At 37.2% G+C, this 13245-nt stretch carries 14 protein-coding genes; all 14 read right to left on the bottom strand.

The window, feature by feature from the left end; all coding sequences use genetic code 11:
* Positions 1 to 171 precede the first annotated feature (171 nt).
* Positions 172 to 837 (bottom strand): hypothetical protein, encoded by a 666-nt coding sequence (locus JCM9152_RS16320; protein ID WP_035346315.1) that lies wholly within the window; start codon positions 835 to 837, stop codon positions 172 to 174.
* Between the two features lie 23 nt (positions 838 to 860).
* Positions 861 to 1304: a DUF5085 family protein gene (locus JCM9152_RS16315; protein WP_235715737.1), complete on the bottom strand. Its 444-nt coding sequence runs from the start codon at positions 1302 to 1304 to the stop codon at positions 861 to 863.
* A gap of 2 nt (positions 1305 to 1306) precedes the next feature.
* Entirely contained in the window at positions 1307 to 1759 is a 453-nt protein-coding gene (locus tag JCM9152_RS16310) for a hypothetical protein (protein ID WP_052016032.1), read from the bottom strand.
* Positions 1760 to 1786: 27 nt separating this feature from the next.
* Entirely contained in the window at positions 1787 to 2581 is a 795-nt protein-coding gene (locus tag JCM9152_RS16305) for a hypothetical protein (RefSeq protein WP_035346311.1), read from the bottom strand.
* A 393-nt stretch (positions 2582 to 2974) separates the two neighbouring features.
* Complete coding sequence (locus JCM9152_RS16300; protein WP_035346309.1) at positions 2975 to 3280, bottom strand: DUF4176 domain-containing protein; 306 nt, start codon at positions 3278 to 3280, stop codon at positions 2975 to 2977.
* A gap of 101 nt (positions 3281 to 3381) precedes the next feature.
* Positions 3382 to 4023, bottom strand: a complete 642-nt coding sequence (locus JCM9152_RS16295; protein WP_035346307.1) for a DUF443 domain-containing protein — start codon at positions 4021 to 4023, stop codon at positions 3382 to 3384.
* Positions 4024 to 4212: 189 nt separating this feature from the next.
* Positions 4213 to 4857, bottom strand: a complete 645-nt coding sequence (locus JCM9152_RS16290; RefSeq protein ID WP_035346305.1) for a DUF443 family protein — start codon at positions 4855 to 4857, stop codon at positions 4213 to 4215.
* A 5-nt stretch (positions 4858 to 4862) separates the two neighbouring features.
* Positions 4863 to 6437: a T7SS effector LXG polymorphic toxin gene (locus JCM9152_RS21495; RefSeq protein ID WP_052016030.1), complete on the bottom strand. Its 1575-nt coding sequence runs from the start codon at positions 6435 to 6437 to the stop codon at positions 4863 to 4865.
* Between the two features lie 19 nt (positions 6438 to 6456).
* Positions 6457 to 6750 (bottom strand): TIGR04197 family type VII secretion effector, encoded by a 294-nt coding sequence (locus tag JCM9152_RS16280; RefSeq protein ID WP_035346303.1) that lies wholly within the window; start codon positions 6748 to 6750, stop codon positions 6457 to 6459.
* Complete coding sequence (locus JCM9152_RS16275; RefSeq protein ID WP_035346301.1) at positions 6751 to 7170, bottom strand: YwqH-like family protein; 420 nt, start codon at positions 7168 to 7170, stop codon at positions 6751 to 6753.
* Between the two features lie 13 nt (positions 7171 to 7183).
* The gene (locus JCM9152_RS24325; RefSeq protein WP_439644213.1) at positions 7184 to 7456 is read right to left on the bottom strand and encodes a hypothetical protein; all 273 of its coding nucleotides are present in this window, start codon (positions 7454 to 7456) and stop codon (positions 7184 to 7186) included.
* Positions 7408 to 11637 carry a type VII secretion protein EssC gene (gene essC, locus JCM9152_RS16270; protein WP_439644212.1) on the bottom strand — a complete coding sequence of 1410 codons (4230 nt, stop codon included), beginning with the start codon at positions 11635 to 11637 and terminating at the stop codon, positions 7408 to 7410. Before essC ends, JCM9152_RS24325 begins: the two co-directional genes overlap by 49 nt.
* Positions 11638 to 11674: 37 nt before the next feature.
* Positions 11675 to 12943 carry a type VII secretion protein EssB gene (essB, locus tag JCM9152_RS16265; protein ID WP_035346299.1) on the bottom strand — a complete coding sequence of 423 codons (1269 nt, stop codon included), beginning with the start codon at positions 12941 to 12943 and terminating at the stop codon, positions 11675 to 11677.
* Positions 12944 to 12987: 44 nt separating this feature from the next.
* Positions 12988 to 13239: an EsaB/YukD family protein gene (locus JCM9152_RS16260; RefSeq protein ID WP_035346297.1), complete on the bottom strand. Its 252-nt coding sequence runs from the start codon at positions 13237 to 13239 to the stop codon at positions 12988 to 12990.
* Positions 13240 to 13245 lie beyond the last annotated feature (6 nt).

Below are 13245 nucleotides of genomic sequence, written 5' to 3'. Positions count from 1 at the left end.
AGGCTGCACCTAATGAACCAGGTGACTGCCTTCCAGACTCAAAAGGACCTCTTAGTACTAGAAAATCTTCCTCTTTAAGTTTTCTTATCATGATAGATCTCCTTTTAAACAACCTATTTACTGCACATAATAAAGATGAACAATCAATTGATTGTTCATCTTTATTATCAGTTATTCCTCGACATCCATTGAAAAGTTCTCAATATCCATGAACACATTATCCATTGTTAATGATTCATATAATTCTTCGCCTTCTGGTGTCAGATCGAGAAAGAAAGGAAGGGTATGATTTGGTTCAATAACACCAAATTCCTCTTCACTCAAATAGATGTCTATCTGATCAAACACGAGCTCACCATCCGTATTCCCTAATGTAAAATCGAATGAAGCATTTTTAATCGGTATATCTAGACGATTCACCGCTAAGAAGAACAAACTGCTGCCTTCCTCTGTTATGTAAATATCAAGTGGAACAACACTAAAATCATTCGGAATGCCCAATTCAGGATCAGCTGTGACAAGCTCATTAATGTCCGCATATAGAGGATGATTTTCAATCGTTACCCCCGCTTCTTGGTCGACTTTATTTACTTGAAGCTGCAAACCTTCAGTTGCTATAGCAGCAGAGTCTTCATCATCGGCTACATCTAATTCTTCTTTCTCATTTGCAGAAGTCTCTTCGTCATCTGTGAAGTTGTCATCCTCTTCAACTCCGTCTCGATTTTCTTCTTCCATGCTTGCATCGGCCCCTTCCTCATCTGTATTCGTATCCTCAGAGCTACAGCCGACTATCGTCATACCTATTAAGAAAATAATGGTCATCAATAACCTTTTCATATTTTTGTCTCCCTCTAGTATTGTCATCGATATCCTACACTCATCTCAATATACGATTGATCTGAATGTGTTCGTTTATATTCCACAAAGACAGGAGTTGCTTGCTCAACTCCCAATTGATTCAATCGTTCTATTAACTCCCAATATTTCACTTGTGCTTGTTCCTGAATATCCCCTTCTACACGCGTCATGAACATCGGCTTCACCGAAAAGTAGCTACGAAACCGTAAATAATCTTCTGATTCGAGTGCAAATTGCTCTTCCTCTATCCCAAAGAAAATTTCCGCAGTCATAATCTCTTCCGTAGGATCACTCATAATAGAGAAAAAAACCGTACCCGTTGGATGGTATTGATGCTTCTCTAACAACGCTTCAAAATCTTGAAAAGCAAGTTCAATTTCCTCCGGCACAAATTGATAATACTTTGATACAACATTTCGATAGGCAATAGTATGATTATCGATCATAATTACTCGCCTCTCCCTTGAATTGGTACATATAAATCAATGATCATATCACCATACACTTCTAATAACACACAATAAAAAGTATCCTCTAACAGGATCCCTTGTTCATTGGCATACTCTCGTACTCGATCATTAGCTGCGTGGAAATCAACCGATTCATTGGCTTGTCGCAATACTAGAGCATCCTCTATACGAAATGTCTCCTCAAAACGAAAGTCAGGTTCATCCTCCAAACGAACCGCTTCATTAATCGGTAAATAATACGTAAAATGACCAAAAGACTTTTCTCCCTCTGCAGGTGCAACAGAGAAAAAGACAGGCCCTGTTTTATAGATTCCTTCAGAAAGCAATAGATCCTCCATCATAAAAAAGCCTTCCTGCCAATCGGTGCGTAGCTGTGTTTTTTCGTATACTAATAGATTATCAAATTGAAGTGCACGTTTCTCGATGGTCATTTCGTTCATCCTTTCTATCATCAGTTATTATGCGTTTTTTTCGTCTTTATCCGTTTCCTGCAGTGGAATTAACGTTAAATACTTACCACTCGGTCTAAAATTAAAGCTTTTAAAGCGATATTTACAATACAAAATGACAAGCTGTTCTGGAAGAATAAAGATCATTGTATAGAATATTAATAAAAATATTGCAATGATAAACAAAACCTCATAATCCATAAAATCGACATTTCTCATCAAATATTGCACACTAGCAACAACACCTATACTTCCAGCTCCAATCGAAGCCATATTGATTTTCCCTTCGAACTTTCCCCTCAATCTATCCCGCGAAGATCCCTTTCTATATGCCCCTTTCATAAGCAAAATATAAAAACGAATACACGTTGCAATAAATAATATCACTCCTACTCCTGCTGTAATATAAATAAATATTACAATATGCTCTAAAATATAATCTTCTGGTAATTTCGCACCCATTGTTAGCAAAATCAATATATATGGCGATAAAGTAAATAAATTTTGTGCCGTAAATACACTTAGCAAATATTGTGACTTTTGATGATTTTTATAAAAATACGGAAATGAGTATACAATCGTTAGTGCAACAATTACAACTGTTATCCAGAAATGAATGGCTACTAGAGTATCTGTAAAAGGTAGTACGGAATAATTACCAATAAAAAAACTTAAAAAAACCAGTAACGCTTGACCGAAAATAGCGAGTATCATTGCGCTACCTAAAGAGACAGGTGACTGCCTTCCGGATTCAAACGGTCCTCTTAGTACTAAAAAATCCTTTTCTGTTAGTTTGCTAAACATGATAATTCCCCCAAATTAACTAAACCAGCCTTTCATTCTATCCATGACTGACTTTCCAACCCTCCCTTTTCTGTTTTAAAGTGCATTGAGTTCAATCCCTGCTATCATCCCTAGAGCTGTTCCTACTTCTTTTCCATTTGTTCCATGAGCACCTACCTTTATTGCCTCTTTACGATTTCAACAGAAGTCACATTATTAGCCAACACCTAAATACTATAAACCTGCATATTCAAAGCTTGCTGCCTGCGTTCGTCCCGCCTGTTCTTACTTCATTTATAACCAAAAACAACAAAGGAGATATTCTCCCCTTTGTTTGCTTACAATAAGAATAGTCATTCGTATAGCTTACTTATAAATATGAGCATAAACTAAACACAAATCATTAGTTGGTTATCATTTAGCCAATGGCCCATCTACCTTCCCTTCTACAAAATTATTTTTATTTTCCTCCTTCCAATCTTTAAATAACGTTTGGAATCGTTTTTCCTCTTCATCTTGAAACCCTTCAAATACTACTTCATCTATATTTTCCTGGTTGAAGTAAAAGACTTTATCAGGAACTAACCCTTGTGGATAAAAGCACCCTGAATAATCAAACATTTTATTCTCTCCATTCTCTTCAATAATTGGACCTCTATTTAAAATCATTAATTTACTTGTTCCTTCTTTTAGATATACGATTGAACCGATAGGTAGCATACTTATTTCTCCTTTTTAACCCTTTATTTTAACTACTTGTTATAAAACACATCGTATTGTTTTCTTTCTTGTCTTCCTTGCTCCTATTAAGTCTATTTACATCATTTGCCTTTGAATTTCACTGTAGTATGACCTTCTACTACATACAAAACATCAATAACTGATAAAGCCAATGCAAAAATAGTCGCGGAAATGATTAACATGATATTGCCATCTGTAATAAACAGTACAAACATAGCAATGAAAAATACTAAAAAGAAAATATAGCCAAACAAAGCTTGAATAAAATGTTTAAATGACTTTGGTCTAATCCAAATACGTTCTCTTGACAATACATTTGGTGCAACCCGTTGATAGAAATTTTTTTTGTTCCGATTACTTAAAACGAATCGTACTGCAATGATTATCCCCATCACAATTCCTGCAATGATACTATTCACTACCATCGTACTTTGAATATAAAAATAATCCGTCAAAGCAGTTAATAAATTTCCTAATGCTATTCCGATTCCCGCTAATAATAAAATACTTATGTTATTTTTTTTTGGTTCTGTAGTGGAAAATTGTAATTTTTTATTAATCTCTTCTCCATCCACTTTATAGATTGTAAGTGGAATGATCCATGTTAAAAATGGGAATACTATTTTCCATATGGACTGGCTCATATCTAAAATATAGGTATTTCCCTCAATCTTTAAAATTCTAAACCTTATATTCATGGCTTTTTGTACTTCACACTTCATAGAGCTTCCCCTCCCCCATTCATAGGGTTAAGTGCATCTAGCTCTTACGACTTCATGACCAGGACCTCTATTTAGAATCATCCACTATTTGTTTTTCTTTTAAATGTCCTTTTTTTGAATTTAATTGCTTGATACAAAGTGCATCATATTTTTGTTCCATTCTTTGCAAATCAGTTGGAGTCGATATTACTATTTTTTCTTGAATTTCACTGTAGTAGGACCATCTCCTACATATACAACATTAAAAATTGATAAAAACAATGCAAAAATAGTCGCAGAAATGATTAACATGATATTTCCATCTGTAATAAACAGTACAAACATAGCAATAAAAAATACTAAAAAGAAAATATAACCAAACAAAGCTTGAATAAAATGTTTAAATGACTTTGGTCTAATCCAAATACGTTCTTTTGACAATAAATTTGGTGCAATCTTTTTATAGAAATTATTTTTATTCCGATTACTTAAAACGAATCGTACTACAATGATTATTCCCATCACAATTCCTGCAATGATACTATTCACTACCATCGTACTTTGAATATAAAAATAATCCGTCAAAGCAGTTAGTAAATTCCCTAAAGCGATTCCGATACCGCCTATTAATAAAATACTTATGTTATTTTTGGATTGGTCCTTGCCTACAAGTTGTAATCTTTGATGTAGTTCATTTTCATCTACTTTATAAATCGTATTAGGAACAATCCATGTCAAAAAAGGAAATAATATATTCCATATCGACTGGCTCAAATCTAAAATATAAGTATGACCTTCTATCTTTAGAATTCTAAATCTAGTATTATTCATCACTTTTTGTATCTCACATTTCATAGAGCTTACCACCCCCAATTCATCGGATTAATTGCACTTAATCCACTACTAATAGCCTCTCCAGCATCCTTTGCAAAAGATCCTATGGATTCACCAATATCGTCTAGTTTTCTTCCTACAGCATCTAACCCATCTTGAAGCCCTAAAATATTGTTATCATACATATAATTAAAACCCCATGTTGCAACTGCCCCAACTGCAACACCAGCTACTATTCCCCATCCAACAGGGGTCCCAGCTGCTAGTAAAGTAACCGCACCTTTACCAATTGCACCGGCTGCTAAACCAATTCCCACACTTGCTCCATTATGCGCTACAGCCTCTCCAACTGTCTTACCTTTTTCAGTCACGTCTTCATAGAATCCGAAACCAGCACTAACCGCTATAAATCCCCCACCTAAAGCTCTACCAGCACCTTGAACAAATTGACCCGTTTTCGTAATAAAATTAGATACTGTTTTTGTTGTTTTTCCAACTGTTGTTACAGCACTCCCTACATTGCTTGAAAGCCTACTAAATAAATCCCCTATGTTCTTTATATTAGCCCCTATCTTCCCTACTTCTTTTGCTATCTCTTTTGTTTGATACCCGATATAATTTACTGCTCCTACAGTAGAATTCACTGCTAAATCAATACCGATCTTGCCACTATTATTAAATATATACTCAATAACCGATTCTGGTACTTCTTCATTTAGTTCTGCTTCATTTAATTTTTTAGTGGATTTTTCCATCGTTGTAAAGATACTATAGTAAGTTTCCCGATCAATCTTTCCATTTTTCAGATCAGTAAAAGCGCTATTTAAGATCTTTTGTCCTGTTTCATCCATATCTTTTAATGATACTTCCTTTAATTGTTCAATTTCATAGATAGACATATATTGAATTGAATCTTGATCCATGTTTTCAGAACTTGTAATGGTATCATTATATTCTTTGAGTGCCGCCAACCCTGATGTCAACGTGTCTCCTTTATAATCCGTAAACCTAGCACTTCCACTTACAGCTCCCGCATAATTTAACGTCGTTTTGATTTCTTGCAATAGATTCTCTATTTGTGAAGTGTCACTCCGACCTGTGCTGGTGAATGAACTTAAATCGTCTAGTAGATTCTCAGCCACGTTAATAGCTAAATCACGATCATTCGTTACAGAACCGAAAGAAGGAGTCGTTGCACTGCTGATATCTGAAATACTGCGAATAGTGTTATTCACTGCATCATGATGCGCTTCTAATACTTCATACCCTTCATAGACATCCTCAATCGTGTCTCTCACATAATCATTCCTAATTATCGTTTTAGCACTTTCATCCACTTGCGATTGAAAGGTTTCGATATGGTTGTTCAGATTATGATTTAAGTCAGTAAATACACCTTTAAATGTTTTCAAAACAGTAAGATGCAGATCCTCAAAATAAAACTTAGCCTGGTCTGCCGTTTTACCTGAAAAAGAGTTCATATTACAAATAACTTCTATGTTCTGTTCAACTTTTGACAAACTTTTTTTTATCTCATCTGACTTCAATTTAAATTCATCTACAAATTCAAGTACTTCTGACAAATCTACTTTATGTCCCATAGAAACTCCCTCTCTTCCCTTAGCGTATGCGTTGTCGACCAGGATGACTTGCTGGAGCTAACTCCGCATCTTTCTCTCTTATCTGTTCACCTGTCTTTTCCAAAGTAGCCGCATCTGCTTCTACTATACTTTTATAGCGTTCCAATAACTCCATCAATTCGTTGGCATTCTCTAAACCCTTCGTAAATGGTTCAATATTTGTTTTACTAAATGCATTAGTAAGATGATTTGACTCTATATTTGCAACAGAAGTTTTTAAATTTGATACATTTGCTTGGAAAACAGGAAGATTAATAGAAACTTCTTTAGACAATTAGTTCACCCCCCTTTTCACATGGGCTATTTGGTTATCCAAAAAACGTATTGTATGCTCTAAACTGCTTATACTTGATTGATAGGAAGCCTTTTCTGCTTCATACCTCCTAATATCATCATTAATTGCCTCTTTTGCATCATCAACTTTAAAAACATAGGCTTTCGTATTATCCTTATACCGGTTATATTTCTGTTCAAAATCATCCTCTTTCTTCCCACGCCAACTTTTTAAATCAATGGATAGACTATTAATCGAATACCTTACAGAATCTAAATCTGACAAGGTTGATGATAGTTCATTTAGAGCTTGCCGTAAACGAATGAGCTTATCCTCTGTACTAGCTACCGCATTACGATTAAATTGAATTTGATTTTGTACAGTACTTTTTCTCCAGCGTAAATAATGCAACGAACTCATCCAATCCTCCTCCTTATCTCGGCACCTTTATTTTAATATGTTGGTGATCTCTTGCATAATAAGCTTCAAATTCTTTAGGATACGTTTCCTTCCGAACATACGGTTGACTAAATATATCTTGATCACCTAGACGCATGCTTACTAGCCCTACATTTGATAACTTACGAACCATTTTTGCTGAAGTTTCATAACTCGAGTTAATATAACTAGAATCTCCACAAACAATAAAATGCACATCTACTTTTGGACCTTGTTCAAATAAAATGGACAGATCCTCTTCCGACAAGAGCTTCTTTCATCAAAATCTTTAAGATCCTTAATCAGAATCATCCATTTCACTCCGTTAGAATCACCTTTTATTCTATTGTTAATTTCTGTGATAATATTCCGTTTAATAGCTTTAATATCTTCTGATTCAGCGATATACGTATTCATCATATTACCTATTTCTTCAAACCCTTGATCAGAAGTATCAACGATCATTGTTTTAAAAGAATCAGTTAGTAATGTCATATTTTTCGAAATTGCATATATTATTTGATCCAATCTATCTTTTCGATCACTCACAACGGTTAAGAAGCCATCTTTACTTGGATCAAATCCAAGGGGGGCTACTTCTTCAAAATCTAATCCAAGAGGTAAATGATTTTGTGTTACTAATTTATTGGTGTTCTTACTCTGCCTAAACTTCTCAAACTCAATGACCCCTTCTGGCATCATCGGAATCTCCTCAGGACGCTCTCCTTGCCAATGCTCATTCATCTGCTTTGCTGTTGACTGAATAGCATCGATTATGTCTAATGCCTCTATCCCATCAGCAGGCAGCATCGTTTGAAATAGTGCTGGCTCTTCAAGCTTCACTAGCCCACGACCTGGGATTTCTTCAATCTCTAATTCGGTTCTACCGATAATGGAGCGCGCTTCTGTGTGTTCAATTAAATACAGAGGGATTTGGGTCTTAATATTTGATAATAACGGAACTCGCATAGCCCCTTGTCGTCCTGCACTAATCGTTAAATGAACCCCCACACTTGCTCCTTCACGGGCGATTTGTGTCACAATCTTCTCAAATTCCTCAGAGAAATCCGTATCTCGAACAGTGTCAAAGTTATCAATGACGATTAATAGATTCGGTTCAGCTTCTCCACTTGCCCTTTCATACATAGCTAAATTAGCGACACCATATCGACTTAGCAGCTGCTTTCGTTCTTTCATGACCGTCGATAACAAACGTATCAGCTTTCCAACCTTCTCACTATCATCAACTAAGAACGTATCAGCCACATGAGGCAAATCCTTTAACGGTAACAAACCATTTGTACCGAAATCGAGTAAGTATACATGGAAATGCTCAGGGTGATGTTGTTTAGCTAAATCCATTACAATCGTTTGTAAGAAGGTCGATTTCCCGTACCCTGGACTCGCAAAGACAGCAATATGACCATCCTTTGTTAAGTCTAACGTTAACGGCTTCTGTGACTGAAGCTCAGGCTGATCGAGTAAACCAATCGTCACTTGCAATGGCTTCTTCTCTTCCTCCCAAGCCTCTTCAAAGTTAATAGGATGGAGCTCTTCTGTCGTTAAATGCTCAGGTAGCGGCGGCAGCCACGGACGCGGCAACGGATCAATTTCCTGCTCCTTCGTATAGTCGTGAATATGATCAATCACAGCATCAAGCTCCGTAGGCACCTTCTCAACTTGCTCTTTCTGACCTAACCCACTTAAATCCTCCGTCAAAATATCATACTGACCTAGATCATTAATCGCATAAATCGTCGTATCGACTAATTCATAATCGTCCTGATCAGGAATGTAATCAGCACCACTCCACGCACTTTGAAATAGCTCATATATTTCATTGTTTCCTACTTGCAAATAGGAACGACCAGGTAATGTAATTTCAGCAGCATCTGGTGTTTTCAATATTTCGTTTGAATCACTAGCATTTTGTACTTTTAATGCTAATTTGAATTTTGAATTCGACCATATCTGATCGTCGACCACACCACTTGGCTTTTGCGTAGCAAGAATTAAATGAATGCCAAGTGAGCGACCGATACGTGCCGTTGAAACAAGCTCCTTCATAAAATCAGGCTGCTCTGACTTCAACTCAGCGAACTCATCCGAAATTAAAAATAAGTGCGGCATCGGTTCTTGAACTTTTCCTTGCTTATATAGCTTTTGATATTGATTAATATGATTCACATCATTTTCACCAAACAGGCGCTGGCGCTTTTGAAGCTCAGCTTTAATCGAAGCTAACGCACGCATCGATTGACTGCGATCTAAATTCGTAATCGTTCCAACTAAATGCGGAAGCTTTTTAAATAAATTCGCCATTCCTCCACCTTTGTAGTCAATTAATAGAAATGCTACTTCGTATGGATGAAAGTTAACAGCTAAAGATAAAATGTACGATTGTATAATTTCAGACTTACCTGACCCAGTTGTTCCTGCAACAAGCCCGTGTGGCCCGTGTGCCTTTTCATGAAGGTTCAGCTGAACGATGTCCTCTTTCCCACGTAATCCAAGTGGAACCGCTAAGCTTTTATACGTTTCATTTGCTCGCCACCTTGTCGATATACCTAATTCCTCGACCCTCTCAACTCCATACATTTCAAGGAACGTTACACTTTCAGGGATTGAATTCTTTAAGCTCTGCAAATGATTAATTGGTGCAAGCGCACGAGACACTTCCTCCTTATCGAAATTCAACGGAAAGTGATCTGGAACAAAGGAACGATTAACGAGCTCTCCCTCTTCTAGAATCATATTCCCTGTCTTAGAATCACGAATATCAATAACCGTTTTTACATGCTCCGGCAATGAATGCATAACATCTTGAACGAACAAAAGAGAAACACCAAGCTCGCTCGGATCTTCATTAAAGAATTCCATAATCGTATGATCTAAAATGAGCTTTTCATCCGTAATTAAGACGACATAGTGCGGGAAAAAGTACGTTTTTTCATTCGTATTCCCTTTCTCATCAATGACTTGTTTTCGCTCCTTCAAGATCTGATACATCGAATACAGCACTTGATCTCGTGAGCGTTCATGATAAACAAACCCTCTCACATTTACATCACGCAAGCTTGCATGAGGAAGCCACCTCATCCAATTCCATTCTTCTTTTTCCTCTTCAGGAAATACGGTAATGAATTGAACATCATGATAGCTTTGAAATAGCGCAAGCTGCATAACTAGAAGCTGTAGCTGCTCTAACACGAGATGACGCTGGCCAATATATCCAACTGGACCTTTCATTAAGGAGGCTACGACAGGAACATCGTGTAGATCCTCATGCTGATTCAGAAGCTCCCTCGCCTCGTCTACGAGTACATCCTTTTCTTGAGTAAACTCTTCTTCATTAAAGTCAATCTCAAAGCTTCTTTCTGCTGTACCAAGTCCTGTACGATATTGCAGGAAATCATGATGAAACATCGTTTTCTCATAAATTCTTGCGTCAACTCGTACAGCCATATTCCGAATTTGTTCGATATGAGGAAAATGATAGTTCAAGGAATGCCTTTGCTCCTCGGTTATGCGATATAACTCCTTCGTCTTTCGGTGTAAGTACTCTCGATAGCTCTCTAACCGTTCCTTTGTGTCGACTTTATATTGCTTCAAGTTTTTCACATAATAAATCACTGATATTAGAATCGTAGTCACCGTCATCGCAAGCATAACGACAATATAGATTCCTCGCGGCTGAAAGATCGTCAATAGAACAAATGCCGCAATCATCACAAGAGGAGGGACAATAGTACGTGCTAATTGTTCACTCGGCTTGGATGGTTGGTGTGGCGGCTTAGCAATGGTCTGCTTTTTGGTCGGCTCTCGATAAATGACGCGAGGCGAGCGATGATAGTCTGGGTACTCCTCACTATAATACGTATCTCGGTCCACTAGCTGCGTCAGACCCGATACTAGCTTCTCTTTGGCACCACTGACCTCCATATCCTCTTCATTCATAATAATTGAGATCCCATCAACATAGAGCTGATCTCCCGGTTCAAGCGATTGAACATATTCCTTACATAGACCGTTATGATACACTTCACCACTATTCACCGTTAACTGAAAGAATCGATCGTCTGATGGTCGTACAAGAGAAAAATCAACGTCCGTCGATGCGAGCTGAATATCGTGATGTTCACTATTTCCAACTGTCACCGCCTGAGCACCCGCTAAATCATAAACAGTCACTTCTTCTTCCTCAATAAGAAGGAGCTCCATTTCCGCTGAACCGACTCGTAAACGAGTTCGTTCATTAGGAGGAAGATCTTTTCCTTCAAGAACACACTCTTCTCCATCCCACTTCATGACAACAGGTTCAGCTAAGCTCGAAAATGTGACCGTATCAGACCAATCGTTACTTACTGTTATTTCTTTTGATATTCCTTTCGGTAATAAACACTTGTGTAACTGCTTATCAAAAAGAATTAATAGTTTCGTTTGTTCCATGGTTTTCTTCCTCTCTCAATCAGCCAAGCTTGCATCGCTACTCATCTTCGTCTTCATTATCTATTATTTCTTCGTCTTCATCAGTTTCTAGATCAAGTTCTTGTTCAGCATTCGCTCCTTCTACAGGAACTCGCTCCGTCTCTTCGTCTTCTCCCAAGTAGTCGTCTTGATATCGATTTAATTCGTCTTGAAGCCTTCTAACTTCTTCTTCTCTCTCTGAACCACTTAATTGAGGATCATTGCGAACTTGCTCCATTTGCTGAATGAGTCCATACATAATTAATTGTGGGTCATCAATAAACATCGCCTTTTCGATCGACTCATCAAAATGACCACGACCATTTAATATCCAATAGAGCAAATAATTTTCATCACTACGTAAGCTGACATTTCTCATAATCGCTTCTTTTTCTCGGTTGGATAAACTCTCAACTTGAATATACGAGTACGCCAAAATATATTTAGTCCGAAACGGTAATGGCTCAGGATCTTCTCTCCGCAGCGTTGAAATGACCGCGCTATAGTCTGACGACAAAAATTCACCATGTGCCGTTAATAATTTATCTTGATATGGATCTTTCACAAACATGTAATAAAATAACGGTACGGCTAACACGATCGACAATGTCATCATAATGATCGACAATTGCTTGAATAATCGAAACCGTTTCAACGGGACTGTCGTCATCGTTTTTTCCGTCTTTTGTTGCTCTTTGTGATAACATGTCTGTATATAAGTGATTAATTCTTCTAGACTTTCCGTCTCATGAACATGGCGTTCAAACTCTGTTTCCTTCACCTTCTTTAACGAGCCGTTGTATAGATCATCAAACGTATACTGTTTGGAAAATAGAGCGAGAATGAAACATTTATATTGTAGGAAGAAATCATCTTCTTTCACTTCATAAGGTGGTAACAATTGTCGAATCCCACGATACATAATAGCTGGCATTAAATTGTCATCAAACACGACGTTATCAGGATGGAGAAAGAAAGTCGTCCGCGTTGATAAATAAGGTTTCAGCTTAGCTAAATTCCAAAGCAATCGTAACTTTTCATTCCGTTGAAGCGCCTTTATATCCTTCCATTTCTTTTTCTCATCTTCCACCACAAACGAAAACCTAAAAAGATCCTCTTCCTCTTCGATCGAAACTGGCAAAAAATAGTCCGATTCTGTTGTAATCAGTCCCATTTGTTGAATACTTTTCACCTTCGTTTGTGATTTGGCTAATTCTGTGCGCCACTCTTCACCTTCAATTTGAAAATGAAGCGTGAGCGAATCCAACTGAATCTTTTTTTCCTTCATAACGTTGACTCCTTCACCTTTTCCACAGACCTTCCGTTTCTAGTCTATAAAACTTGTAAAATATCTCCATCTGTAATCGGATACTGACTTAACATATCATCATCCGTAATGAACAGCTTTTTCGTTAATACCTTAATGGCACATAAAGAAGAATCCGTCCGTTCAATACGTAGCGTCTCAGAGACACTTAACAGTAATTGCTTTACCGTTAATTGAACTGGAATACGTAAGTCATATACGCCTCCACCCCAATTTTGAAAATCAACCGTTACATTAATATGTGTAGACTTTGCCATCATCGA

The sequence above is a fragment of the Halalkalibacter hemicellulosilyticusJCM 9152 genome (genome assembly GCF_000513115.1).
In the GTDB taxonomy this organism is placed as follows: Bacteria; Bacillota; Bacilli; order Bacillales; family Bacillaceae_D; genus Halalkalibacter; species Halalkalibacter hemicellulosilyticus.
The sequence above is the reverse complement of the archived record's forward strand: the minus strand, read 5'-3'. Positions and strand labels throughout refer to the sequence as shown.